We start from the raw sequence: 23380 nt of genomic DNA on the forward strand, positions 1-23380 counted from the left end.
GGACGATGACGCTCAAAAACTGTCTCACGACGTCACCTTCACCTGCTTCACCTTCAACGTATCGAGGTGATCGCCGATGGCCTTGGCGATGAAGCGGGCGGTGATCGGCGTGCCGTCGTAATGCAGGATCGGCACCAGCCGCACCGGGTCGATGCCGCATTCGTTGACGATGAGCGAACGCAGTTGCGCGTCGCGGTTCTGCTCGACGACGAAGATGAAGTCGTGATCGGCGACGAAGGAATTGACCGACGAGTGGAACGGGAAGCCGCGGACGCGCATGCGGTCGAGTGCATGGCCCTTGGCCTCGATCATGTGGATCGCTTCGTCCATCGCCGGCGCGGTCGAGCCGTAATAGATGACGCCGTATTTGCTCGGCTTGGCCGCGTTGGCGATCAGCGGCCGCGGCACCAGGTCCTTGGCCGTCTCGAACTTGCGCAAGAGGCGCTGCATGTTGTCGACATAAGGCGCCCCTTCCTCGGTATAGCGCGCGTAGCGATCGCGCGAGGTGCCGCGGGTGAAGAACGAGCCCTTGGTCGGATGCGTGCCGGGATAGGTGCGGTAGGGAATGCCGTCGCCGTCGACGTCGAGATAGCGGCCGAACTCCCTGCCGGCCTCCAACTCTTCGGCGGTCATGACCTTGCCGCGGTCGTAGACCTTGCTGTCGTCCCAGGCGAAGGGTTTGCACAGATGCGTGTTCATGCCGATGTCGAGGTCGAGCATGACGAAGATCGGCGTCTGCAGCCGGTCGGCGAGGTCGAAGGCCTGTGCACCGAACTCGAACGCCTCGTTGGGATCTTCCGGGAACAGCAGCACGTGCTTGGTGTCGCCATGCGAGGCATAGGCGCAGGAGATGATGTCGCACTGCTGCGTGCGCGTCGGCATGCCGGTGGAGGGGCCGGCGCGCTGCACGTCGAACAGCACCGCCGGGATCTCGGCAAAATAAGCGAGCCCGATGAATTCCTGCATCAGCGAAATGCCGGGGCCGGAGGTCGCGGTGAAGGCGCGGGCGCCGTTCCAGCCGGCGCCGATCACCATGCCGATCGAAGCGAGTTCGTCCTCGGCCTGGATGATGGCGTACTTGGCCTCGTTGGTCTCGGGATCGACGCGCAGCCGCGCACAGTGCCGCGTGAAGGCGTCGGCCAGCGAGGAGGAGGGCGTGATCGGATACCAGGCGCAGACCGTGGCGCCACCATAGACGGCGCCGAGCGCCGCCGCGGCGTTGCCCTCGACGAAAATGCGGTCGCCGATCTTGTCGGCCTTGCGGATGCGCAATCCGATCGGACAGTCGAGGTTCAAGGTCGCGTAATCGCGGCCGATATGCAGCGCCTTGAGGTTCGGCTCGATCAGTTTTTCCTTGCCCTTGTACTGTTCGCCGATCAGCTTCTCGACCACGGCGACGTCCATATCGAGCAGCGCCGTCAGCGCGCCGATATAGATGATGTTCTTGAACAGTTGCCGTTGCCGCGGGTCGGTGTATTCGCGGTTGCAGATGGCGGTCAGCGGCATGCCGATGACGGTGATGTCGTCGCGGAATTTCGACGGCGGATACGGCTTGGTCGAGTCGTAGAACAGATAGCCGCCCGGCTCGATGCCGGCGATGTCCTTGTCGAAAGTCTGCGGGTTCATCGCCACCATGAAGTCGGTGCCGCCGCGCGCGCCCATATGGCCGGCTTCGGAGACGCGCACTTCGTACCAGGTCGGCAGGCCCTGGATGTTGGACGGGAATATGTTGCGCGGCGCGACCGGCACGCCCATGCGCATGACGGCGCGGGCGAACATCTCGTTGGCGCTTGCCGAGCCGGAGCCGTTGACGTTGGCGAAGCGGATGACGAAGTCGTTTACGCGGCTGATCGGCGTTGCGGTCGGCATGACGGTCCTGCGTGAGTCATTTCCAGCAAGAATTTCTGCATGTCCCAGGCCCCGGTGGGGCAGCGCTCGGCGCATAGGCCGCAGTGCAGGCACACGTCCTCGTCTTTCACCATCACGCGCCCGGTCTTAAGACCGTCCTGCACGTAAAGGTCCTGAGACAGGTTCTTGGCCGGTGCGTTGAGCCGCGTGCGCAGCTCGGCTTCCTCGCCGTTCGGCGTGAAGGTGATGCAGTCCATCGGGCAGATGTCGACGCAGGCATCGCATTCGATGCAGAGCTTCGACGTGAACACCGTCTCGACGTCGCAGTTGAGGCAGCGGTGGGCTTCCTTCACGGCGAGCTGCAGATCGAAGCCGAGCTCGACCTCGGCCTTGATGTCCTTGAGCGCCACGACAGTGTCGCGGTGCGGCACCTTGTAGCGCTGGTCGAGCGCGATGTCGTTGTCGTAGGACCACTCGTGGATGCCCATCTTCTGGCTGATCAACTCGACCGCCGGCGCGGGGCGGTCGGCGATGTCTTCGCCGTTGAGCAGCTTGTCGATGGAGACGGCGGCCTCGTGGCCATGCGCCACAGCCCAGATGATGTTCTTCGGACCAAAGGCGGCGTCGCCGCCGAAGAAGATCTTCGGATGCGTCGACCGCATGGTCTTCTCGTCGACCACCGGCATGTCCCACTTGTCGTCGAACTCGATGCCGATGTCGCGCTCGATCCAGGGAAAGGCGTTCTCCTGGCCGACCGCGACGAGCACATCGTCGCAGGGGAAGTGCTGGTCCGGCTCGCCCGCCGGCACCAGCTTGCGCCGGCCCTTGGCGTCGTATTCGGCCTTCACCTTCTCGAAGGTGATGCCGGTGAGTTTGCCGTTGTCGTGGGTGAATGCCTTCGGCACGAGGTAATTGTGGATCGGGATGCCTTCGTGCATGGCGTCTTCCTTTTCCCAAGGCGACGCCTTCATCTCCTCGAAGCCGGAACGCACGACGACATCGACCTGTTCGCCGCCGAGACGGCGGGCGGAGCGGCAGCAGTCCATGGCGGTGTTGCCGCCGCCGAGCACGACGACGCGCTTGCCGATCTTGTCGATGTGCCCGAACGACACCGACGACAACCAGTCGATGCCGATATGGATGTTGGCGGCCGCTTCCGTGCGGCCGGGAATATCGAGATCGCGGCCGCGCGGTGCACCGGAGCCGACGAAAATCGCGTCCCAGCCTTCGGCGAGCAGCGCTTTCATGCTGTCGATGCGCGTGCCGGCCCGGAAGTCGACGCCGAGATCGAGGATGTAGCCGGTCTCTTCGTCGATCACCGAATCCGGCAAGCGGAATTTCGGAATTTGCGTGCGGATCATGCCGCCGGCTTTTTTGTCGGCGTCGAACACGGTGACGCTGTAGCCGAGCGGCGCGAGATCGCGCGCGACGGTCAGCGAGGAGGGGCCGCCGCCGACCAGCGCGACGCGCTTGCCGTTCTTCATGGCGGCCGGCTTCGGCAATCGCGAACGAATGTCGTCTTTGTAATCCGCGGCAACGCGCTTCAACCGGCAAATCGCGACCGGTTCGTTCTCGACGCGGTCGCGCCTGCAGGCGGGCTCGCAGGGACGGTCGCAGGTGCGTCCGAGAATGCCGGGAAACACATTGGATTGCCAATTGATCATATAGGCGTCCGAGTAACGCCCGTGTGCGATCAAACGAATGTATTCGGGAACGGGCGTGTGCGCCGGGCACGCATATTGGCAATCGACGACTTTATGAAAGTACTCGGGCGCGGACGTGTCCGTGTTCTTCATCGAACTCCTCGTAACGCGTCCCGCAACGGCTACTGTCTGTGCGGTCGCGTCCAGCCATCACGCGGGCTGGGCTTCCGTCGCGTTGCATGTCGCGACAACCACTCCGATGCACCGATATTATGCATTGGAAGCGTTCAAAGCTACACATCCTTGCGACGACAGCTGCGCAATTAACCGCGAGTTCGCACGCCATTTCGTCGCTTGAAAGCTTTGGCGGCGTCGCCATGGTCCCGCTTTGATTTCGCCGCAGTGCACGCCCGATGCGTTGCGGCGCACAATGCTTTCGTGATGCGGCGCGTTGGGAGTGTCGCGTCTTCACGGCAGAGCGCCGGCCCGCATGGCGGACCGGCGCAGCTGATGCGTGCGATGTGTCAGTATTCGCAGTAGCGGCGGCGCACCCAGTGTCCGCGCACTTTCACACGCCGGGTGTAGCAGCGCTCATAACCGTAATAGTAGGGATCGGAGTAGGAGTAGTCGTTGTAGTAAAACGGTGCGCCCCAACCCCAGCCGCCGACGATGGCCGGGCCGCCGTAGTAGCGCCTGTGGCCGTGATGGTATCCGCGTCCGGCGTAACCGCGCCCGCCATAATAGCCGCCGGCGCCGCCGCGCCGGACGATGGCAGCGCCGCCGCCGCCGCCACCGCCGCCGCCAGAACTCCGGAATGTGCTCCGGCCGCTGCCCATGACCGGCGCACCGCCGCCACCGCCGCGCGGGGCCACGGCTCCGCCGCCGCCACCACCCGAACTTCTAAAAGTTCCGCCGCCGCCGCTGCCCATGCTGGGCGCGCCGCCACCGCCGCCGCCACCACCGCCACCGCCGCCACTGGGGACGATGGCCTGGCCGAAGGCCGGCAGGGCGAGCAGGGTGCCGGCGACCAGCGCCGCCGCGAGAGATCCGAGAAAGAAGGGGCGAGCCATGGTGGTATCCTTTCGGTGGACGGACGCGCCGGGCGCGCCCATATAAGGAACACCCACCGCCCGGCGACCGTTCCGCAGCCGCGCCAACCACGCTTTGAAATAGCTCAAAATGAAGCTCGTTCTTTTCGACGTCGACGGTACGCTGATCGACAGTCAGCGCATCATCTGCGCCGCCATGCGCCAGGCTTATGAGGACCACGGCATGGTCTGTCCGCCGGTGCCCCAGGTGCTGTCCATCGTCGGCCTGTCGCTCGAGCATGCTTTCCGTCGCCTCGCCGGCGATGCCGACCATCCGATCGACAGCCTGGCGGCCCGCTACAAGGAGGCGTTCTTCGCGCTGCGGGCGGCCGGCACGGAGCCGTCGCCGCTCTATCCGGGTGCCCGCGCGGCCATCGACGCGCTGCGTGGGCGCGACGACATCGTCCTCGGCCTCGCCACCGGCAAATCGCGGCGCGGTGTGGCGGCGATGGTGGAGCAGCACGATCTGCAAGGCATTTTCGTCACGGTGCAGACCTCGGACACCGCGCCGTCGAAGCCCGATCCGGCCATGGTGCTGCAGGCCATGCGGGAAACCGGCGTCGATGCCGACGATACCGTCATGATCGGCGATACCGCTTTCGATATGGCCATGGCGCGCGCGGCCGGAGCGACGGCCGTCGGCGTGTCGTGGGGTTATCATCCGATCGCCGATCTGTACGCCGCCGGCGCGGGCCAGGTGATCGACACGTTCGACGCGCTGGCGCCCGCGGTCGAGAAACTGTGGCCGGCGACGCCGCGGACCATCAACGCGGCGTCACCGGCCTAGTGGGTGTCAGCCGCAGTAAGTGCGGCGCACCCAATGGCCATGCACGCGCACGACGCGCACGTAGCAATCGTCGTAAGCGTAGGTGTCGTAGCCGTACGGCCAATCGTCATAGAACGGGTCGTAGAAGCCGTAGCCGAAGCCGCCGGCGACGAAGCGACGATGGCCGAAGCCGCGGTGAGCGAAGCCACCGTGAAATCCACCGCCATGAAAGCCGCCGCCATGAAAGCCGCCGCCGAGGAAACCACCGCCATGGAATCCACCACCATGGAAACCGCCACCGTGGAAACCACCGCCACCATGGAAGCCGCCGCCGCGTGCCAGCGCCGGTGTGCCGGCGAGGCCGATCGCGAGCAACGCAGCTCCGGCGACAGTGACGAGCTTCTTGAAGTTCATATAGCGCTCCATTCCGTTGCGTCGCCCCGCTGGGATTCCGCGCCCGCGGCTGCTACAAGCGCGCCGAGGTTGGACGTCGCAGTTGTTCGAAATTGCCTTCATGGCAGCGCTCTTGCTCTTCGTGTCGATCGGCATGGGGCGCTGGTGCGTTCGACGGCAGGTCGTCCATAACCATTCCAACAACGAACGTGCGCGATCGATCGCCGTTCCGGCACAGTCGAAAACATATGCGTGATATCTTCGACGACATCTTCACCAAGCAATCGCACGATCCTGTCGAGTCCGCGCGCCGCAACGCGCGTCCGAATTTGCGCAAGCGTTTCTATGAAAGCGCAAGCGCGAGCGAGACGGCGGGCGAGGGCGGCTTTGCGGTGTTGCTCGACGGCAAGCCCGTGCGCACGCCGTTGCGACGGCCGCTGGCGGCGCCGTCGCCCGCATTGGCGCAGGCCATCGCCGACGAATGGAATGCGCAAGTAGACGTGATCGACCCGGCGCGCATGCCGCTCACGCGCCTTGCCAATGCGGTGATCGATGCGGTGGCCGAGCGGTCCGCGCCGGTGGCCGATGATATCGCGAAATATCTCGACAGCGATCTTCTGCTCTACCGCGCCGACGGGCCGGAAGGCCTGGTCGCGCGCGAAGCGCAGATGTGGGACCCGGTGTTGTCGTGGGCGCGCGATGAGCTCGGCGCGTTGTTCATGCAGGTGCAGGGCGTGATGCATGCCGAGCAGTCGCAGGAGGCCATCGCCGCGGCGCGCGCCGCGATCCCCTCCGATATCTGGCGGCTCGGCGCGGTGTCCGTGATCACGACGCTCACCGGTTCGGCGTTGCTGGCGCTCGCGCTGGCCCACCGTGCCATCGATGCCGAACAGGCCTGGGCCGCCGCGCATGTCGACGAGGATTGGCAGATGGCGCAATGGGGCGAGGACGCGCTGGCGCTCGAGCGGCGTGCCTATCGTCACGTCGAGATGCAGGCAGCGGCCAAGGTGCTGGAGCTGCCGCCGCCCGGGTGAGCGCAGCGAAACCCGGGCAATTGCACCGTCATCTCCGTTCGTCCCGCGAAAGCGGGGACGAGTTGTGACTCCGCGCCGGCCCGTTGGCTGCCTGCGGGCCGGGCGCTGACGGTTACGCCGCCATCGCCGCGCGCGCCGTCAAGATCTCGACGCAGGCGGTCGCCGCTTCCTTGCCCTTCACCTTGAAGTGCTCGCGGAAAAACGTTCGGTGCTCGTCCGTGTCGTGGAAGTGATGCGGTGTCAGCACGGCCGACAGGACGGGGACGCCGGTTTCGAGTTGCACCGTCATCATGCCATTGAGGACGGCGGTGGCGACGAAATCGTGCCGGTAGATGCCGCCGTCGACGACGAAGGCGCAGCCGAGGATCGCGGCATAGCGCCGTGTCTGCGCGAGGCGTTTGACGAAGAGCGGAATCTCATAGGCGCCGGGTACGTCGAAGACGGCGATATTGATCGGACGCTCGCCGATGGTCGCGAGCTCCGCCTGAAACTGCGTCACGCACTCGTCGACGATATCGGCGTGCCAGCGCGCGCGTACCACCGCGATGGCGCCAATTCCCTGAAAGATCTGCTGGTTCATCTGCCCTGTTCCTTTACCTGCCGACGGAATCAGGGCGCAAAGCAAAGCGCAGGCCGCCGCCCTCATGGCGGAAGCCTTGCTCTGCGTTCTCTTTCATCCGGACTGTAACCGTCGGCTCCGGAGTCGCACCGGATCTGCTGACCCCGCCATTGGCATGGCGGGCGCTCGCGGGCTTGGGAAACGCTCCCTTACCGCCGGTGGGGACTTTCACCCCGCCCTGAGAACTGTCGTGGCGATCTATCGGCGGATTGCCTGGCGTGTCAATCGAGCGTCGGGGGCCCTCGACGGCCCGTCGATTGTCGACTCGTGATAGCCTCATGCCGAGAGGGGCGGGCCATGAAGATCACACTCGACATCTCCAAGCTGGTGGAAGAAGGAAAGCTCACGGCGGCCGAGGCCGAGCGGCTCAAGACTTTGGCGTCGCACGACACCGGCTCGCTCGGCATCAATATCCTGATCGGCTTCGGCGTCGTGGCGGTCGCCGTGGGCGCGGTGGCGCTGGTGCCGACACCGCTCACGGCCATGCTGCTCGGCGTGGTCTTGTTCGTCATCGGCTGTGCGCTGGTGCTCAACCGCATCGAGCAATGGAGCGTGCTCGGACAGATCGTCTTGGTGATCGGCGCCTTGATGTTCTGCGGCGGCGTGATCGTCTACGGCGAAGGCTCGCTGGCTTCGATGCTGATCACCACCGCGGCCCTTGCCGCGGCCGCCATCGTCGCGCGTTCCAGTCTCCTGTCGGCGCTGGCGGTTCTCGCCGCGTCCGGCTGCCTTGGCGCGCGCACCGGCTACAGCTATGCGACGTACTCTCTGGCCATCTTCGAGCCGACGCTGACCATTGTGCTGTTCGCGGCGCTGGCGCTCGCGACTTATCTCGCCGCCAAGCGGCTGCCGGCGGATTATGAGCGGGTCGCGCTCGCGGCGGCGCGGACATCGATCTTCCTCGTCAATTTCGGCTTCTGGGTCGGTTCGCTGTGGGGCGATCCCTTGCTGCTGCTGCGCCGGATGGACGGCTACACGACAGCGCGCTTCGACGAGGTCATCGTGCCGCCCGTCGCCTTCATCGCGGGTTGGGCGATCGTGCTGATCGGCGCCGGCGTCTGGGCGACGCGGGTCAACCGGCGCTGGCTGGTGAATGTGGTCGCCGTGTTCGGCGCCATCCATTTCTACACGCAGTGGTTCGAACGGCTGGGCGCCTCGCCGCTGTCGGTCTTGCTCGGCGGCCTGCTGCTGCTGGTCATCGCCCTGGCGCTCTGGACATTCAACCGCCGCTGGGCTGCGGCGGTCCCGGCCGCCTGACCTGGATCAAAGCGTCAAATGCGCGTCCGGGTCAGTGTTGCCATACCAACACCGACCTTCGGAGATGCTCATGCTGACCCGTCGCATGGCCAATAGCGGCTTGATCGGCGCGGCTTTGCTCGCGGCCGCGCCCGCGCTTGGTGCCGAGACCGAACGGACGTTGCCGCCGCCGCAGACCGATGGCGGCAAGCCGCTGATGGAGGCACTCAAGTTGCGGCACTCGACGCGTGAATACGCCGACCGCGCGTTGCCCGATCAGGTGCTGTCCAACCTGTTGTGGGCCGCTTATGGCATCAACCGGCCGAGCGGCGACCGCACGGCGCCGTACTGGCGGCACATCATGGCGATCGATGTCTATGCCGCGATGGCCGACGGTCTCTGGCTCTACGATCCCAAGCGGCATCTTCTCGTGCGGCGCTCATCGTCCGATCTGCGCAAGGAAACCGGGTTGCAGGAGTTCGTCGCGCAGGCGCCGCTTAATCTCGTCTATGTCGCGCATGGCGACCGCATGCGCGAGGTGCCGGCGGAAGCCAGGCGCCTCTTTGCCGGTGTCGACACCGGCTTCATCGGCCAGAACGTCTATCTCTGTTGTGCGTCCGAGGGGCTGGCGACCGTGTTCCGTGCGTCGATCGATTACGAGAAGCTGAAATCGGCGATGGGATTGGCCCGCGACGACTTCGTCACGTTCGCGCAGTCGGTCGGCTACCCGCGCGGGTAAGACGGTGCATACAAGACCCGGTCCGCATCGCGGCGGCGGCTCCGCGGTGCGATGATGTGCGCTCGGTCTCCCAACAGGGGAACCGTCGCAACAATTGCTTTTCAAGGACGCTTTGCTGCTGGTACGAAATCGTCGGGCAGGGGCGAAGGATATGCGCTCCTGAGGTCAGGGGCGTATCGGGGCCGATGAGAGCGTTAGCCAGTGTCGCGTGGCGCGGCGTAACCTTGCTGTCGCTGAGCTTGGTGGTGGTGTTCGCGCTCGGCGGCGCGTCCTTGCCGGTCGCCGCGGCCGACCAGATCGCGTTGCCGCCGCTCGGCGTCTGGCGCGACGACAAAGGCCGCACCGACATGGTGTTCGACCTGAAGACCGACCGAAACCCCAGCGCGGCGGACATGCAGGGCGGGCTGCCGCTCATCCGCAAGGAGCCGCTGGTGCCGTTCGTCGGATTGTCGCTGACGCGGCCGTTGGGCGGGCAGAAGTAGCCGCTTCCGCTACGACTGAATGAGCCGGGCCTCGAGGGCGTCGTAGTCCTGCAGGTGAATGAACTGCACGGCGAAGCCATCCTGGCGATGGCGGACGACGCGGCCGACGACCTTGCCGACAGCGAGCGGCGTGCCGATGGCGGGTTTGATGTCGGCGGAGACGGCGACACCCGATATCGACATGTCGATGACGAAGCATTCCATCTGCGTGCCGTCGGCCAGGATCAGGACGGAGCGCGGGTCGTTCGGAATGATGCGCTTGTGCGCGCGGCTGTCGTGAATGTCGTGGTTCTTATTTTTTTCGTACCATTCGATCTTGGCACCGAACTTCGCGCGCTCTTCGTCGCCGGCCGTCATCTTCATGACGAAGCTGCGGTCGAGCGTGCGCAGGATCGAGCCTTCCTGTTTGCCGAACTCATCGCAGCGAACGATGACGCGCTCGCCGACGGTGCCGAGGACCGGCACCACGAGCGTCATCGCGGAAGGCGAGACGTTGACGATGCGGCAGGAGAACTCGCGGCGGTTGCCGCGCGGGTCGATGCGGTTGGCCAACGCATAGCGCGCGGCGATGCTGACGATGATGCGCGGCTCGCTCCGGCGGTCGACAAAAGCGACGTCGTCGAGAAAGGCAATGTCATGAATGTCCAAACGGGCTTGCGGCATTTTAAGAGGGGCCCTGCCGAGCGTAATAAACTCCCATAACAATGAATCTTTTTAAGAACTGTTTACGCGATGTCGGTTTCAGCCTCGTCTGCTGGCGAATCGGCGTTTGTCACAATTTTTGGTAGCCGCGGCTAACGGTCCATTCACCATCAGGGCGCCGCCGGCGGCGACAACAGCCGCGTTACGTCTCGTCCGCCGGCCTGCGCCCGATCGGGCCGAGATGCGTATAGCCAAAGCCGGCGCCGTATTTGAGGCCATAGCCGAGCAGCCGATCGAAGCCGATATGCGCGATCCAGATCAGCGCGATGGCGGTGAGGGTGGGGGCCGGCAGGAGCAGGCCCGCCAAGGCCAGGACCAGCGGTCCGATCAGCGTATGCGCCGTGTTGTAGACGATGGCGCCGACGCGCGGGCCGCCGACATAGCCGAGGAAGCTCAGGTCCGGCGCGAAGAAGAGAGCGGCAAACAGCCACCATGCGGCGCCCGTTTGCCAGTAGATGAAAGTGGCGGCCGCGAGCAGTGCCGCGCCTTCGGCGCGTAACACCACTCGCGGCACACCGGTGACGTGCGAGGTGGCTTTCAATAGTCCCTCGCGTGTGCGTCGCTCAGTGGCCGGTCGGATCGCCGCGGCGGCTGATCTCGTACAGGAACCACACGCGGCGCTCGGTCTCGTCGATGAAGTTCTCCAGGAGGCTCGCGCTGGCGACGTCGTTGTGCTCGTCGCACACGTCGTGCGCTTCGCGCATGCTGGCGACCAGGCGCTGGTTGTCCTCACGCAGCTCGGCGATCATGTCGTCGGGGGTGACATAGGCGGCGTCGTTGTCCGACAGGCGCTGGTGGCGGGCGATGTCGCCGATCGAGCGCAGGGTGTTGCCGCCGGTCTTGCGCACGCGTTCGGCGATGACGTCGGTCATGGCGAAGATCTGGTCGCCGTGCTCGTCGAGCAGCAGGTGATAGTCGCGGAAGTGCGGGCCGCTGACGTGCCAGTGGAAGTTCTTCGTCTTCATGTAGAGCACGAAGACGTCGGCCAGCAGGGCATTCAGCGCGCCGGCGATGTCCTTGGTGGCATTGGAGCCGAGGTCGGTCGGCGTCTTCAGGCGGGGGGTGCTGGTGCGCGTGTCGTTCATCGTCTCATGTCCTCTGTCAATTGATCAGGGTTCCCCCTGCAGCCAGGGAATACCGTGCCGCTATTATGGTTCCATGACCACGGTTCTGAGATTGAACTTTCAGATGATCATCTAAAACTTTAGCGCGTGACGCTATCCTGAAGTCTGGCGGCAATGGCCGCGAATACAGGCTGCCACTGCCGGTCGGCGCCCTGGCGGAAGATTGTGGTGCCTGGATACCAGGGCGTGTCGGCGCGGTCGAGCAGCCAGCGCCAGTCGGGCACATAGGGCAGCGCCAGCAAAACACGCTTGCCGAGCGCGCCGGCCAGATGCGCCGGCATCGAGTCGATGCTGACCACCACGTCCAGATTGGCCATCAGCGCCGCGGTCTCGAGCAGGCCTTCGGCGCCGAGGTCGGTTTCGTCGAGGACGCGCTCGATCTTGCTCGCGAAGGGCACCTGGGCGATCGACGGGTCCGGCTGCTTCTGCAGCGAGATCAGGCGCACGCCGTCGATGCCGGCGAGCGGCGCCAGCGCGGCGAGGGGGGCGGCGCTGCCGGCGGTGACGCCTTGCCAGACGATGCCGACCTTGAGGGCTTTGTCGTCGCCCGTGGTCTTCAGCTTCTCCGCCCAGCGCGCGACCCGCTCCGGCTCGGCGTGCAGATAGGGCTCCTGCGCCGGCACGGCGTTCGGCGTCAGATGCAACAGGCGCGGCAAGGACATCAGCGGCGCCCACAGCACGCGGCGCGGATCGGACTTCAGTTCGTCCGCCGAGGTGATGACGCGCTCGACCCCCGGCAAGGTGCGCATCAGCGGCGCCAGCGCCTCGCGGGTGAGCAGCCAGACCGGATAACCGCGCCCGGCCAGCAGCGAGGCGTAACGCGCCATCTGCACGTTGTCGCCGAGACCTTGCTCGCAGACCAGCACCAGGCGGAAATCGCGCGGCGGCTCGCCCTGCCACTTCGGTTCGGCGATCGGCGCGTAAGGCGGCTGCACCATGTCCACGCGCTGCTCGTAATACGGAAAGCCCTTGCGCCAGTCGCCGAGCAGCATGAGCAGGTGCCCGAGCGCGACGGCCGTGTTGGCGTCCGCGGGCTCGAGCGCGATCGATTGCTCGAGCGCGGCCAGCGCTTCGGCGTAGCGGCCCTGGTGCTTGATGGCGAGGCCCCGGTGCGCCATGGCGAGCGCGTTCTTCGGCTGCGCCTTGAGCACGGCGTCGTAGACGGCTTCCGCTTCCGCGAAACGCCCGAGCATCGACAGCGCGTTGGCCTTGTTGACGAGAATGTTCGGCGCGCCCGGCGCCACCGTCAGCGCCTTGTCGTAGTCGGCGAGCGCCTCCTCGTGCCGTCCGAGGTCCTGCAGGAACGCGCCGCGGTTGACGAGGTCGCTCGGCGAATTGGGATTGAGCGCCAGCGCGCGCGCGAAGCTCTTCAGCGCCTCCTCGGCAAGGCCGGCCTCGACCAGGATGTTGGCGCGGTTGCCATGCGCATCGGCGAAGTCCGGATCGACGGCGATCGCCTTGTCGAAGCTCTTGATCGCCTCCAGCGGCTCGCCGAGCCGGTCGAGCGCCTGGCCGAGCAGGTTGTGCACCTTGGCGGTGTTGAGGCCGTTGGCGATCGCCTTGCGGGCAAGCTCGGCGCCCTGCGTGTACTGACCCTCCTGGCAGCAGACCACGGCGACGTAATAAAGCGCCTCGCCGTTGTCCGGATCGTTCTTGAGCACCTCGGTGTACCGCTCCATGGCCAGGCCGATCTGGCCCTGGCGATGGTGGAAGAGGCCCTGTTGCAGGAGCTGGGCGGCGGACTTGTGCGCGGTGGTTTCGGTCATCGGAGGCGCTTCTAAGGGGGATTTGGGGCCGCGCCAAGCCTGTCAGGGCAAAGCCCGTCCGCGGTCGTCCCCGCGCCGGCGGGGACCCAGACGCCACGGCGCGACGATAGGGCACGGCGTATGGGGCCCGTTCCTCCCTCGCTCATGCTCGGTCTCCCGGGACGACAGGCGCAATTCGCTCATGGTATGGCTCTTGCTGGAATCCGGACGACACCGACAGGGACGGGCATGAAAGACATCCTCGACAGGCTGGAAGAGCGGCGGGCGGAGGCCCGGCTCGGGGGCGGTGAGAAGCGCATCGAGGCCCAGCACAAGCGCGGCAAGCTGACCGCGCGCGAGCGCATCGAGCTGTTCCTCGACAAAGGCTCGTTCGAGGAGTTCGACATGTTCGTCGAGCACCGCTCCAACGACTTCGGCATGGAGAAGACCAAGATCCCCGGCGACGGCGTCGTCACCGGCTGGGGCACGGTCAATGGCCGCACCGTCTACCTGTTCTCCAAGGACTTCACCGTGTTCGGCGGCTCGCTATCCGAGACGCATGCGCAGAAGATCATCAAGGTGCAGGACATGGCGATGAAGGCGCGCTGCCCCGTCATCGGCCTGTTCGACGCCGGCGGCGCGCGCATCCAGGAAGGCGTCGCCGCGCTCGGCGGCTACGGCGAAGTGTTCAAGCGCAACGTGCTCGCCTCGGGCGTCATCCCGCAGATCAGCGTCATCATGGGCCCGTGCGCCGGCGGCGACGTCTATTCGCCGGCCATGACCGACTTCATCTTCATGGTGCGCGACACGAGCTACATGTTCGTCACCGGTCCCGACGTCGTGAAGACCGTGACCAACGAGGTCGTCACGGCGGAGGAACTCGGCGGCGCCTCGGTGCATACGGCGAAGTCGGGCGTCGCCGACGGCGCCTTCGAGAACGACGTCGAATGCCTGCTGCAGATGCGCCGGCTGATCGACTTCCTGCCGTCGAACAACGAAAGCGGCGTGCCGCAATGGCCGACGCTCGATGCCGCCGACCGCCTGGACGACTCGCTCGACACGCTGATCCCGGACAATCCGAACAAACCGTACGACATCAAGGAGCTGATCCTGAAGGTCGTGGACGAGGGCGATTTCTTCGAGATCTCCGCCGGCTACGCCAAGAACATCGTCACCGGCTTCGGCCGCATCGCCGGTAAGACCGTCGGCTTCGTCGCCAACCAGCCGATGGTGCTGGCCGGCGTGCTCGACAGCGACGCGAGCCGCAAGGCGGCGCGCTTCGTGCGCTTCTGCGACGCCTTCAACATTCCGATCGTCACCTTCGTCGACGTGCCCGGCTTCCTGCCCGGCACCGACCAGGAATATGGCGGTCTCATCAAGCATGGCGCCAAGCTGTTGTTCGCTTACTCGCAATGCACGGTGCCGCTCATCACCGTCATCACGCGCAAGGCCTTCGGCGGCGCTTATGACGTGATGGCGTCAAAGCATGTCGGCGGCGATTTGAATTATGCTTGGCCGACGGCGCAGATCGCGGTGATGGGCGCCAAGGGCGCGGTCGAGATCATCTTCCGCGGCGGCACGCCGGACGAGATCGCGGCGCAGACCAAGCAATACGAAGACCGCTTCCTGTCGCCCTTCGTCGCCGCCGAGCGGGGCTATATCGACGACGTGATCATGCCGCACTCGACGCGCCGCCGCATCGCGCGCGGACTGGCGATGCTCGCCAACAAGCACGTCGAAGTGCCGCGACGGAAGCACGATAATTTGCCGGTGTAGCTTCTCTCTTACCCTTCCCCTTATGGGGAGGCTCGATCGTCGCACGCGATCGGGTGGGGAGTGATCGCCCCCATGCGTTTGGCCGGGCTTGTCCCGGCCGTTTATTTTCGAAGTTGTAAGCTTCAATTTGTTCTGCAACTATAGCGAGATAAGGTGACTTAGCGGCTGGGGGGCTGATATGGGACAATTCGTTCGGATTGAAAGAAGAAAAAGAGGTTTTTTCGGCTGGCTATTCCTTCTTCTTTTTGTCGCCTTCAATGTCCTGATGTTGGTCTGGCTTGCGAGCTACTGGATTGCCATCGGACCACGGATGAGTGAAGGCAGTGCCGCTGCGCAGGCAGGAAGTGCGATCGGCGCGACAATGGGCACCGGACTTATTCTTAGCATGTGGACGTGCGGCGCGATCATCTTGGGTTTGTTTGCGCTACTGACGCGCGGCCGAAAAATTGTAATTGAAGAGCGGTATGAATAAGACCGAGCCCGCTTGAGTCCTAGTTATGTCTGGAGAACGGCGGATTGTATATTTTCTCGGAGCGGGCGCCTCGCTCGGCGCTGGTGCGGTCGCCAAAATCCAAGGCGGCGGCGCCGTCGCGATTCCGACTCAGGTAACTTTTTGGGAGATATTTCTGCGCTTCGTAAAGAAGACTAAGAACAGGCAGGATATAGAAAATTTTTTGTTTCGATATTTTTTGAATTACCAGAAAACGCCTAACCGCACGAAGGCGCTCGCTCGTAGAAAGCAGTTAAGCCCGATAGACGTTGAAGAGGTCTTCACGTTCCTGTCTGAGCGAAACAATGCGCCGGGTGTCAGTCCTCAGCTTCGATCGAGAACAACAAAAATATGGGATGCGCTAATTGAGGAGATTGGCCAAGTATTTGGTCGGTTTCCTGCAAACAAGCGTACTCGCAGTGTATATCAACGATTTAAACGTCAGCATCTTCGTTCAAGGGATACTATTGTTTCGTTTAATTATGATGTTGTCTTTGAGGGATCGTTGCCGAACAGCACGAAGTGGTACTATGAAGGTATCGAAAATGATCATGAGTCGCAGTCGCTTCGAATATTGAAGCCGCATGGTTCGATAAACTGGGAGGAAATTGAAAAAGAAATTGTCTGTCGGCGGAAGCCCTCTCAATACCCTGAGCATCCTACGGTCATTGCTCCAACGCATTTGAAGTTTGTTGGCGTCGGAGAGCCTGGTGATGATGGTGTTAGAACGGGAATTGGATATTTAAATCAGGCTGCCCAGATTCCTGATGTTTGGGCGGCCATGGAACGAGAGATGCGCGAGGCGAAGGCGTGGGTATTCATAGGATATTCATTCCCGTCGTCGGATCTATATTTTGCGTCCATTTTGCGGTCGACATTGGCAACTCGCAGGGTTGATCCATACATTGTAATTGTGAATCCGGACTCGATGGCGATCCGGCATCGCATACAAGGCCGGTTTTCCGTTTCGGATGATCGGATTAGAACATTTCCTGATTTGCAGACTTTCAATCAAATCCAGCGGTCGCAGATGCTTCGAATGTTCCAATAGAGTGCGCTGCGCGCGTCCGGCTGGCGCAATTTTTATGTAAAGGCCACCCCATGACCACGCGCCACGCCACCTGCAACTGCGGACACCTCCATCTCGCTATCGAAGGAGAGCCGGCGCGGGTGTCGATGTGTCGTCGCCCGGAGTGTCATCGCCCGGAGTGCCAGCGCCGCACCGGCGTCGTGATCAGCAACCAGGCGCGGTTCAAGCCGGCGCAGATCGCGGCGCAGACCAAGCAATACGAAGACCGCTTTCTGTCGCCCTTCGTCGCCGCCGAGCGCGGCTATATCGACGACGTGATCATGCCGCACTCGACGCGCCGCCGCATCGCGCGCGGCCTGGCGATGCTCGCCAACAAGCACGTCGAAGTGCCGCGACGGAAGCACGATAATTTGCCGGTGTGATCTGTCTTAACCCTCCCCCTTGTGGGGAGGGTCGGCGCGCTTCGCGCGCCGGGGTGGGGGTACCTGCGATTGCGCGCCAACCTTAACCCGTCATCCTGAGGTGCGCGCTCTTGCCCGCCTCGAAGGATGAGCGGCAGGGCGCTTACTTCGGGCCGTCGCCCTTCGAGGCTCGGCCTAACGGCCTCGCACCTCAGGGTGACGGGTCTTGCTCATTACATCGCCGCATCGTCATGGCCGGGCTTGTCCCGGCCATCCACGTCTTTATAAACTGATGGTTGAAGTTGATCGATTGTGCCTAGTGCGGGCAAGGCGACAAAGCAATAGATTATCCTGCGGCGAAGAGTATGGAGAAGCCTCAATGGACCCTCTGGGCGTAGCAGGTTTCAGTTCGTTCGGACTGTTCGTTGGCTTATTGATTGGATGGTTTGTAAATGACGACAGAAATACAAAAGGCGCAGATAAGGCATATGCAAAGGTAGTGATCGCAATTGCATCGTCGGCAGTCAGTTTCATACCGCTTTTTGCGCCTATGACGGGTCGGGAGCGCTGGTTCTACCCAATTTTTTTACTCGTTGGTCTGATCGTGTCGCCTTTGTTTGATGTGGGTTTGCAGTGGTTCTACACCCGCAAGAGTGTAGTTGCCCTGTTCAAGAAGTAGGAGCTTGTGGGCGCGTCCGTCGCCGCCGAGCGCGGCTATATCGACGACGTGATCATGCCGCACTCGACGCGCCGCCGCATCGCGCGCGGGCTGGCGATGCTCGCCAACAAGCACGTCGAAGTGCTGCGACGGAAGCATGATAATTTGCCGGTGTAGCTCTGCCGTCGGCTGATCCCGCGCGCAGCGAGATGTCTGGCCATGGCGGGCGGGCGCGGCGGTGTGCCTGTCGCGCGCAGGTTGTCTAAATCGTCCTTGGCGACTACATTTAGGACCATGGGCAAGACGGTCCAGATCGACGACGACGTGATGCGCGCGGCCGAGAAGATCGCCGCCGAGCGTGGCGTCTCGCCTGGCGAAGTTATCTCCGAGGCGGCGCGCAAGGTGCTAGCTGGGCACGTCACGACTGAAGAGAGGGGGCCGGCAGGGTCCGTTCTTACGAACGGCTGGTACGTCCTGCCGAGCCGCGGCAGTCTGCCGATGAGCGCTGAGGCCATCAAGCAGCTCATTGAAGACACGGAACTGGAAGACAATCTGCCCGGCAGGAGTGGCTAGGCGTGCGAGCGCTGCTTGACGTCAATGTCTTGCTGGCGCTTTTCGATCGGGATCATCCGCATAACGCTTCTGCCATTTCGTGGTGGGCGAGTGAACAGGCGCAAGAATGGGCCAGTTGCCCGCTGACGCAGAACGGCTTCGTCCGCGTCATATCAACGCCCGCTTATCGTCAGTCGCTGCCTGTGTCGAAGCGATAAGATTGCTTCGGGCGCAACAGCTGAAGCCGGACACGTCTTCTGGCCGGATGACATTTCGATCAGCGATCCGGCATGGTTTGACCACGAGCGGGTGTTGGGTCCAAACCAGATCACCGACGCCTACCTGCTCGCGCTCGCCGTCAAGAACGATGGCCGGCTTGTCACGTTCGACCGTTCGATCACGCTCGGCGCCGTGCGGCGCGCCGAGCCGCGGCATCTGGTCGTGTTGACAAGCGAACGCACTTGAAATGCCGGCGAGCGATGGGCCGTCATGCCGAGAGAAGGGGCGGCTCACCTGTTGCGCGCGGTAAACACCACGGTGCGCTGGCGCGATAGAGATGACGCGCCGAGATTTGTTACCGTCGCGTCATTCCATCCGTGCAATTGGACGCAACGTCGACGGATGGAAAATCTCGGTCTGATTTAGGTCAATGTTGATGCGTGCAAATCTCCTACGCTGCAACCTGAACGGTATGCAGGGAAGGAGATTGTCATGTGCAATGCCAAGAACCATTCCGCCGGATGCAATTGCGGCTTCGGGCCGCGCAGCGCCGGCCTGAACGTAACGTCCGGCGAATATGAGAAGGTCACCCGCGACGCGTTGGCGGAGGTCTTTCCCGTGCCGAAGATGAGCGCGGACGGCAAGGACTTCGGCAATCCGCTGTACAACGGGCTGGCGAACGATCCCGGCCTCAGCGACGCGGACAAGGCGAAAGCAAAAGGAGTACCTGGAAAAGCTGGGCGATCCCGCCATCAAGGCCATGAGCGATGCGCTGTGGGGCGCTTTCGAAACCGTCTCCAAGGCGGCGAAAGGACTGACGCAGAACGCCTTCATCGGCAAGCTCGCTGACGCATACATGCCGGTGCTGACCAACGCGCTGCCGCTCGACGTGGTGTATGAGAACAAGACGTTCTGGACGATGCTCTATGGCGACAAGAAGCGCGCCGAGGACACCATGTCGACCATCGAAAATTACCGCAAGGAGCGCGGTAACGACGATTACGACGTGCTCATCAGCAGCCCGTTCGGTCCGCGCGTTTACAAAGGCAAGAAGGAAAATCACACCGGCATCGATATGAACACGATCGGCGTGCCCGGCGTGATCTCGCACGCGCCGACTGTCGGCAAAGTGCAGACCGTGACCAAGACTGAGAGCGGTGGCAACACGGTGCGCATGGTCGTGCCGGCCGATGACGGCAGCGCCTGCCTGGTGCAGACCTGCCATCACAACCGCACCTTCGTGAAGGAAGGCGATGTGCTGGAAGGCGGCCAGGCGGTCGCGGAAGTGTCGGACAAAGGCAAGGCCAGCGGCAAGCATGTCGATCTGAAGATGGGCTACGCCATAAAGCCGCCGGAGGCGTCGGTGAAGGTGGCCATGAAGAAGGGCTTCAAGGCCGCCGATTTCGGCGATGCCGTCAGCTACAAAGACGGCGTCCTTTCCGTCAAAGGTGAAGGCGCGCTCAAGCTGAAGGACAAGCTCGCCGCGCAAGCCGAGGACAAGAGCGCCGTCGAGGGCCTGTTCACGGACTACAAGCCGCGCAAATACACCTACGACGAAGTCGCCAAGATGACGCCGGCGCAATTCCGCAAGATCATCGATTGGTCCAGCGACATTCATTATGTCGACCCCTACAAGGGCGACATGGTGAAGAGCTTCGTGCCGTCGATGCTCAGCGACATGAAACGGCAGATCGTCGCGAAGAAGGTCGCCGAAGTGATCGCGGAGCATCAGAAGCAGTTCGCCAAGGCGAAGCCGGCGAAGAAAGCCGCTTCGAAAGCGAAGAAAGCCACGGGCGCGCAAAAGGCGCGGCCGTCTGCGGGCACGGCGGCCGCCCAACCGCGCGCGCATTGATGCCGACGGCGCTTGCGATCGGCGGCCGGGGTTGTCCCTGGCCGCGCAGGCCCTCTTGCCCCCAGTTGCGGCGCTTGCTCTGATACAGGCCGCGCGCGCGGGGGCGAGGGCGAGGCGTCATGGTGCGGATGCGGGCAGGGCCGCTGAGTTTGCCGTTTATGGCGCTCATGACGCTCGCCATGGCGACGGCCTTGGCCGGCTGCGCCAGCCAGCCGGAAACCAAGGTCGCCGTCGGCGTCGGCACCGCGCCCTATGTGCGGCAGCAGGCCAAGCCTTATGCCGTGCTCTATAAGCCTTACGCCGCGATGGCAGCGCTCGCTTACACCGACACGTCGTATCTCAACGAGCGGACGTGTCCGGACGCGGCCAAGCTGCGCGCAAGCGGCACGGACGACGACGTCGCCGCGGCCAATATGGTCGACGATCTTGGACGCGCGGGCTGGGCGTGCCGCTTCGGGCATATCGGCCCTTACGGCTGCACGCCGGGCACGCCGCGCTGTCTCGAAGGCCTCGAATACCATGTGTGGCGCCGGCGCGATTGCGCCACGGCGGCGATCGCCTTCCGTGGCACCGACTTCAATGCGGTCGATGACTGGCTGACGAACTTCCGCTGGTTTCTCGGGGGGCGCTTCTTCGATTTCTACGATCAGACGCAGGTGGCGGTGCCCGGCATCATCAAGGCGCTGTACGACGAAGGCTGCCGCCCGCGCACGATCATCGCCACCGGCCATTCGCTCGGCGGCGGCCTGGCGCAGCACGCCGCCTACGCCGACAAGCGCATCGGTTATGTCTACGCCTTCAATCCCTCGCCGGTGACGGCGTTCTTCGGCATTCCGTTTCCCGAGCGCAGCGCCGGGACGGAACAGCTCGGCATCGACCGCGTCTACGAGGCCGGCGAGATCTTGGCGGTGCCGCGCGCGCTCGCGTCCGGCGTGTTTCCGAGTTCGCAATGCCGGCCGCGCGTGCGCATCGTGCGCTTCCACACGGTGACGGTGCCGAGCATCCTGGAGCGCCACAACATCCGCTATCTGACCGAGGGACTGACCAAGCTCGCCGGCAGCGCGACGCAGTCCGACAAAGGACGCATCGGATTCAAGCACGCGAGGGAATGCGATTTCGTGCAGCCGGATAAGTGGGGCGAGTAGGGGCTTGCGCGCACACCGTTATGCGCGGGCTTGGCCCGCGCATCCATGATGAGACGCAACGCATGAGAGCCGTACGTTCGGCCCTCGCCGCGGCGGGACCTCATGGATTGCCGGGTCAAGCCCGGCAATGACCGTGGGAAGGGCTTAGCGTGGGTTTCGCTGGCGCTCTAGCCAGCGTACCTGCGCAACCTTGCGAGGCGCCACCTTACGCAGGCCGTCATGCGCGGGCTTGGCCCGCGCGTCGCACCCACATCACTGACAGCTGAACGACTTCTTGTCCGCGGCGACGGCGCATTTCTGGCCGGCGGGCGCGGGCTTGGTGATCGTCACATAGTCGATCTTGTAGATGCAGTCGGTGCGCGAGCCGTCCATGGCCGACACGTTGAACAGCGTGCCGGTATAGCTGCCGCCGGTCCATCCGCCGCCGGGGCTCACGGTGGCGCTGATCGAACTCGGACACTGCACGGTCGTCGGCAACGTGACCGCGCGTTGCGGCTGCGCCGGCGCGCTTACGCTCGGTGTTCTTTTCGGCTGCTCTTGGCCCAAGGCGGGCAGCGACGTGGCCAGAACAAGCGCTGCCACCAACGCGAGATGCTTCGACATCGGACCCTCCTGTTGCGCTTATATCGGCATCGGCAGGGTGGCGGCGCGTTGATGCACGTCAAAGCGATCGATCGGTGCGCGCGCGTCGCCGGACGCGCCGGCGTCAAGTCCGGCAATCACCTTAGGCCTGCCGCCGCCGCAGGTTGTACGCCTCGCGCGCCGGGTTCTGCTATGCCTCGGCCAAGGCCCTTGAAGCGGGCCAGCCAGGGAAGGGAAACGTCCGCCATGAAGTTCGCTCATGCCGCCGCCGTGGCGGCCGTGCTTGCCGCCGTCGCGCCGCCGTCCGCCATCGCGCAGGATCACTACCCCAGCAAGCCGGTCCGCATCGTGGTCGGCTTCGTGCCGGGCTCGTCGATGGACGCGGTGGCGCGGCTGATGGCCAACGAATGGAGCCAAAGGCTCAAGGGCCAGTTCGTGGTCGAGAACCGGCCCGGCGCGGCCTCGGCGATCGCCGCCGACATCGTCGCGCGCGCGCCGAAGGACGGCTACACGCTGCTCACCGGCGGCACGGTGAACGTCTCGACCGGGCTCATCAACAGCAAGCAGGCCTTCGACATCGTGCGCGACTTCTCGCCGGTGATCGCGGTCGCCGGCCAGCCGATGATCCTCGCCGTGCATCCCTCGCTCGGCGTCAACACGCTGGCGGAGTTCATCGCGCTCGCCAAGTCGAAACCCGGCGCTTTGTCCTACGGCTCGACCGGCATCGGCGCGACGCCGCATCTGTTCACCGAATTGTTCGCGCAGCGCACCGGCATCAAGATGACGCATGTGCCGTATCAGGGCTCGCCGCAGGCGACGACCGATCTGCTCGCCGGCCGCATCGAGCTGATGTTCTCGCCGGCGACGGCGGTGCTGCCGCACATCCAGGCCGGCACGCTGAAGGCGCTGGCGGTGTCTTCGGCCAAGCGCACGGCGGCCGCGCCGCAGGTGCCGACCTTGAAGGAGGCCGGCGTCGATCTCGATGCCACCGTGTGGTTCGCCATCTGGGCGCCGGCCGGCACGCCGCGCGCGGTGGTCGATCTGTTGTCGCGCACCGGCAATGAAGGGCTCAAGTCGCCGGAGGCGCAGGCGCTGCTCACCGCGCAGGGCTTCGATCCGATCGGCGGCAGCCCGGACGATTTCGCACGGCTGCAGACCGAGGAACTGGCGAAGTGGAAGGCGGCGGTGCAGGCCGCCGGCATCGGTCAATAGCCGCGGCGTTCGAAGACGAACGGCCGGCGCTTTGCGCGCCGGCC

25 protein-coding genes, 3 pseudogenes and 1 riboswitch are annotated in these 23380 nt (G+C 64.2%); of the genes and pseudogenes, 18 read left to right on the forward strand and 10 right to left on the reverse strand.

Annotated elements, in window-relative coordinates; all coding sequences use genetic code 11:
• Positions 1–24 precede the first annotated feature (24 nt).
• The 3 genes from DW352_RS03175 to DW352_RS27135 all read right to left on the reverse strand — a co-directional run bounded on the left by DW352_RS03175 (position 25) and on the right by DW352_RS27135 (position 4561).
• Complete coding sequence (locus DW352_RS03175) at positions 25–1869, reverse strand: 2-oxoacid:acceptor oxidoreductase subunit alpha (RefSeq protein ID WP_162826751.1); 1845 nt, start codon at positions 1867–1869, stop codon at positions 25–27.
• A complete protein-coding gene (locus DW352_RS03180) occupies positions 1839–3644 on the reverse strand; it encodes an FAD-dependent oxidoreductase (protein WP_115688469.1) in 1806 nt (601 codons plus the stop codon). Before DW352_RS03180 ends, DW352_RS03175 begins: the two co-directional genes overlap by 31 nt.
• Before the next feature lie 371 nt (positions 3645–4015).
• The gene (locus DW352_RS27135) at positions 4016–4561 is read right to left on the reverse strand and encodes a hypothetical protein (RefSeq protein ID WP_162826752.1); all 546 of its coding nucleotides are present in this window, start codon (positions 4559–4561) and stop codon (positions 4016–4018) included.
• A 109-nt stretch (positions 4562–4670) separates the two neighbouring features.
• On the opposite strand from DW352_RS27135, the gene DW352_RS03195 reads away from it, so the two are divergent.
• Complete coding sequence (locus DW352_RS03195) at positions 4671–5366, forward strand: HAD-IA family hydrolase (protein ID WP_115688473.1); 696 nt, start codon at positions 4671–4673, stop codon at positions 5364–5366.
• Between the two features lie 6 nt (positions 5367–5372).
• Here DW352_RS03195 and DW352_RS03200 read toward each other — a convergent pair whose 3' ends face one another.
• The gene (locus tag DW352_RS03200) at positions 5373–5759 is read right to left on the reverse strand and encodes a hypothetical protein (RefSeq protein ID WP_115694215.1); all 387 of its coding nucleotides are present in this window, start codon (positions 5757–5759) and stop codon (positions 5373–5375) included.
• 227 nt (positions 5760–5986) lie between these two features.
• Here DW352_RS03200 and DW352_RS03205 point away from each other — a divergent pair, with 227 nt between their 5' ends.
• Positions 5987–6772: an ATP12 family chaperone protein gene (locus tag DW352_RS03205; protein WP_115688475.1), complete on the forward strand. Its 786-nt coding sequence runs from the start codon at positions 5987–5989 to the stop codon at positions 6770–6772.
• A 112-nt stretch (positions 6773–6884) separates the two neighbouring features.
• Here DW352_RS03205 and DW352_RS03210 read toward each other — a convergent pair whose 3' ends face one another.
• Entirely contained in the window at positions 6885–7352 is a 468-nt protein-coding gene (locus DW352_RS03210) for a 6,7-dimethyl-8-ribityllumazine synthase (protein WP_115688477.1), read from the reverse strand.
• An 81-nt stretch (positions 7353–7433) separates the two neighbouring features.
• Positions 7434–7581, reverse strand: a riboswitch (FMN riboswitch).
• 107 nt (positions 7582–7688) lie between these two features.
• Here DW352_RS03210 and DW352_RS03215 point away from each other — a divergent pair.
• The 3 genes from DW352_RS03215 to DW352_RS03225 all read left to right on the forward strand — a co-directional run bounded on the left by DW352_RS03215 (position 7689) and on the right by DW352_RS03225 (position 9848).
• Positions 7689–8648, forward strand: a complete 960-nt coding sequence (locus tag DW352_RS03215; protein ID WP_115688479.1) for a hypothetical protein — start codon at positions 7689–7691, stop codon at positions 8646–8648.
• 70 nt (positions 8649–8718) lie between these two features.
• The gene (locus tag DW352_RS03220; RefSeq protein ID WP_245434302.1) at positions 8719–9366 is read left to right on the forward strand and encodes a nitroreductase family protein; all 648 of its coding nucleotides are present in this window, start codon (positions 8719–8721) and stop codon (positions 9364–9366) included.
• 185 nt (positions 9367–9551) lie between these two features.
• The gene (locus tag DW352_RS03225; protein ID WP_210209919.1) at positions 9552–9848 is read left to right on the forward strand and encodes a hypothetical protein; all 297 of its coding nucleotides are present in this window, start codon (positions 9552–9554) and stop codon (positions 9846–9848) included.
• A gap of 9 nt (positions 9849–9857) precedes the next feature.
• On the opposite strand, the gene DW352_RS03230 is transcribed toward DW352_RS03225, so the two are convergent.
• The 4 genes from DW352_RS03230 to DW352_RS03245 form a co-directional block, all read right to left on the reverse strand.
• Positions 9858–10511 (reverse strand): PilZ domain-containing protein, encoded by a 654-nt coding sequence (locus tag DW352_RS03230; protein ID WP_115688483.1) that lies wholly within the window; start codon positions 10509–10511, stop codon positions 9858–9860.
• Between the two features lie 181 nt (positions 10512–10692).
• On the reverse strand, positions 10693–11091 hold the full coding sequence (locus DW352_RS03235) for a DUF4260 domain-containing protein (RefSeq protein WP_115688485.1): 399 nt from the start codon (positions 11089–11091) through the stop codon (positions 10693–10695).
• A 22-nt stretch (positions 11092–11113) separates the two neighbouring features.
• Complete coding sequence (locus DW352_RS03240; RefSeq protein ID WP_115688487.1) at positions 11114–11635, reverse strand: Dps family protein; 522 nt, start codon at positions 11633–11635, stop codon at positions 11114–11116.
• A gap of 119 nt (positions 11636–11754) precedes the next feature.
• Entirely contained in the window at positions 11755–13440 is a 1686-nt protein-coding gene (locus DW352_RS03245) for a tetratricopeptide repeat protein (protein ID WP_115688489.1), read from the reverse strand.
• 228 nt (positions 13441–13668) lie between these two features.
• Between DW352_RS03245 and DW352_RS03250 the strand changes: the two genes are divergently transcribed.
• The 12 genes and pseudogenes from DW352_RS03250 (at position 13669) to DW352_RS03300 (ending at position 21542) form a co-directional block, all read left to right on the forward strand.
• Positions 13669–15195 carry an acyl-CoA carboxylase subunit beta gene (locus DW352_RS03250; RefSeq protein WP_115688491.1) on the forward strand — a complete coding sequence of 509 codons (1527 nt, stop codon included), beginning with the start codon at positions 13669–13671 and terminating at the stop codon, positions 15193–15195.
• Between the two features lie 178 nt (positions 15196–15373).
• Positions 15374–15667 carry a hypothetical protein gene (locus DW352_RS03255; protein ID WP_115688493.1) on the forward strand — a complete coding sequence of 98 codons (294 nt, stop codon included), beginning with the start codon at positions 15374–15376 and terminating at the stop codon, positions 15665–15667.
• A gap of 25 nt (positions 15668–15692) precedes the next feature.
• Positions 15693–16736 carry an SIR2 family protein gene (locus DW352_RS03260; protein ID WP_115688495.1) on the forward strand — a complete coding sequence of 348 codons (1044 nt, stop codon included), beginning with the start codon at positions 15693–15695 and terminating at the stop codon, positions 16734–16736.
• 50 nt (positions 16737–16786) lie between these two features.
• Positions 16787–16903, forward strand: a pseudogene (locus DW352_RS27670) (hypothetical protein); the annotation flags it as partial.
• Positions 16904–16942: 39 nt separating this feature from the next.
• Positions 16943–17137 (forward strand): annotated as a pseudogene (locus DW352_RS03265) (carboxyl transferase domain-containing protein); the annotation flags it as partial.
• A gap of 358 nt (positions 17138–17495) precedes the next feature.
• A complete protein-coding gene (locus tag DW352_RS03270) occupies positions 17496–17795 on the forward strand; it encodes a hypothetical protein (RefSeq protein ID WP_115688497.1) in 300 nt (99 codons plus the stop codon).
• A gap of 18 nt (positions 17796–17813) precedes the next feature.
• A pseudogene (locus DW352_RS03275) lies at positions 17814–17951 on the forward strand (carboxyl transferase domain-containing protein); the annotation flags it as partial.
• Between the two features lie 117 nt (positions 17952–18068).
• Positions 18069–18347: a ribbon-helix-helix domain-containing protein gene (locus DW352_RS03280; RefSeq protein ID WP_162826753.1), complete on the forward strand. Its 279-nt coding sequence runs from the start codon at positions 18069–18071 to the stop codon at positions 18345–18347.
• 291 nt (positions 18348–18638) lie between these two features.
• Positions 18639–18791, forward strand: coding sequence for a PIN domain-containing protein (locus tag DW352_RS27140; protein ID WP_210209920.1), 153 nt, complete (start codon positions 18639–18641; stop codon positions 18789–18791).
• A gap of 246 nt (positions 18792–19037) precedes the next feature.
• A complete protein-coding gene (locus DW352_RS26640) occupies positions 19038–19394 on the forward strand; it encodes a hypothetical protein (RefSeq protein ID WP_162826754.1) in 357 nt (118 codons plus the stop codon).
• Positions 19306–20397 (forward strand): M23 family metallopeptidase, encoded by a 1092-nt coding sequence (locus DW352_RS03295; protein ID WP_115688503.1) that lies wholly within the window; start codon positions 19306–19308, stop codon positions 20395–20397. Before DW352_RS26640 ends, DW352_RS03295 begins: the two co-directional genes overlap by 89 nt.
• Before the next feature lie 158 nt (positions 20398–20555).
• Complete coding sequence (locus tag DW352_RS03300) at positions 20556–21542, forward strand: Tle-like phospholipase domain-containing protein (RefSeq protein WP_115688505.1); 987 nt, start codon at positions 20556–20558, stop codon at positions 21540–21542.
• A gap of 252 nt (positions 21543–21794) precedes the next feature.
• Here DW352_RS03300 and DW352_RS26645 read toward each other — a convergent pair whose 3' ends face one another.
• On the reverse strand, positions 21795–22145 hold the full coding sequence (locus DW352_RS26645; RefSeq protein WP_162826755.1) for a hypothetical protein: 351 nt from the start codon (positions 22143–22145) through the stop codon (positions 21795–21797).
• A 225-nt stretch (positions 22146–22370) separates the two neighbouring features.
• On the opposite strand from DW352_RS26645, the gene DW352_RS26650 reads away from it, so the two are divergent.
• Positions 22371–23336, forward strand: a complete 966-nt coding sequence (locus tag DW352_RS26650; protein ID WP_162826756.1) for a Bug family tripartite tricarboxylate transporter substrate binding protein — start codon at positions 22371–22373, stop codon at positions 23334–23336.
• The last annotated feature ends 44 nt before the right edge of the window (positions 23337–23380 follow it).

It is taken from the genome of Pseudolabrys taiwanensis, from assembly GCF_003367395.1.
Taxonomy (GTDB): Bacteria; Pseudomonadota; Alphaproteobacteria; order Rhizobiales; family Xanthobacteraceae; genus Pseudolabrys; species Pseudolabrys taiwanensis.

Coding starts and splice junctions, on each gene's coding strand:
- DW352_RS03195 (WP_115688473.1), top strand. CDS start 4,671: ATGAAGCTCGTTCTTTTCGACGTCGACGGTACGCTGATCGACAGTCAG.
- DW352_RS03260 (WP_115688495.1), top strand. CDS start 15,693: ATGTCTGGAGAACGGCGGATTGTATATTTTCTCGGAGCGGGCGCCTCG.
- DW352_RS03250 (WP_115688491.1), top strand. CDS start 13,669: ATGAAAGACATCCTCGACAGGCTGGAAGAGCGGCGGGCGGAGGCCCGG.
- DW352_RS26645 (WP_162826755.1), bottom strand. CDS start 22,145: ATGTCGAAGCATCTCGCGTTGGTGGCAGCGCTTGTTCTGGCCACGTCG.
- DW352_RS03220 (WP_245434302.1), top strand. CDS start 8,719: ATGCTGACCCGTCGCATGGCCAATAGCGGCTTGATCGGCGCGGCTTTG.
- DW352_RS03300 (WP_115688505.1), top strand. CDS start 20,556: ATGGCGCTCATGACGCTCGCCATGGCGACGGCCTTGGCCGGCTGCGCC.
- DW352_RS03240 (WP_115688487.1), bottom strand. CDS start 11,635: ATGAACGACACGCGCACCAGCACCCCCCGCCTGAAGACGCCGACCGAC.
- DW352_RS26650 (WP_162826756.1), top strand. CDS start 22,371: ATGAAGTTCGCTCATGCCGCCGCCGTGGCGGCCGTGCTTGCCGCCGTC.
- DW352_RS03225 (WP_210209919.1), top strand. CDS start 9,552: ATGAGAGCGTTAGCCAGTGTCGCGTGGCGCGGCGTAACCTTGCTGTCG.
- DW352_RS03180 (WP_115688469.1), bottom strand. CDS start 3,644: ATGAAGAACACGGACACGTCCGCGCCCGAGTACTTTCATAAAGTCGTC.
- DW352_RS03215 (WP_115688479.1), top strand. CDS start 7,689: ATGAAGATCACACTCGACATCTCCAAGCTGGTGGAAGAAGGAAAGCTC.
- DW352_RS03270 (WP_115688497.1), top strand. CDS start 17,496: ATGGACCCTCTGGGCGTAGCAGGTTTCAGTTCGTTCGGACTGTTCGTT.
- DW352_RS27135 (WP_162826752.1), bottom strand. CDS start 4,561: ATGGCTCGCCCCTTCTTTCTCGGATCTCTCGCGGCGGCGCTGGTCGCC.
- DW352_RS26640 (WP_162826754.1), top strand. CDS start 19,038: ATGTGCAATGCCAAGAACCATTCCGCCGGATGCAATTGCGGCTTCGGG.
- DW352_RS03210 (WP_115688477.1), bottom strand. CDS start 7,352: ATGAACCAGCAGATCTTTCAGGGAATTGGCGCCATCGCGGTGGTACGC.
- DW352_RS03255 (WP_115688493.1), top strand. CDS start 15,374: ATGGGACAATTCGTTCGGATTGAAAGAAGAAAAAGAGGTTTTTTCGGC.
- DW352_RS03230 (WP_115688483.1), bottom strand. CDS start 10,511: ATGCCGCAAGCCCGTTTGGACATTCATGACATTGCCTTTCTCGACGAC.
- DW352_RS03245 (WP_115688489.1), bottom strand. CDS start 13,440: ATGACCGAAACCACCGCGCACAAGTCCGCCGCCCAGCTCCTGCAACAG.
- DW352_RS03175 (WP_162826751.1), bottom strand. CDS start 1,869: ATGCCGACCGCAACGCCGATCAGCCGCGTAAACGACTTCGTCATCCGC.
- DW352_RS03280 (WP_162826753.1), top strand. CDS start 18,069: ATGGGCAAGACGGTCCAGATCGACGACGACGTGATGCGCGCGGCCGAG.
- DW352_RS03200 (WP_115694215.1), bottom strand. CDS start 5,759: ATGAACTTCAAGAAGCTCGTCACTGTCGCCGGAGCTGCGTTGCTCGCG.
- DW352_RS03205 (WP_115688475.1), top strand. CDS start 5,987: ATGCGTGATATCTTCGACGACATCTTCACCAAGCAATCGCACGATCCT.
- DW352_RS03295 (WP_115688503.1), top strand. CDS start 19,306: ATGAGCGATGCGCTGTGGGGCGCTTTCGAAACCGTCTCCAAGGCGGCG.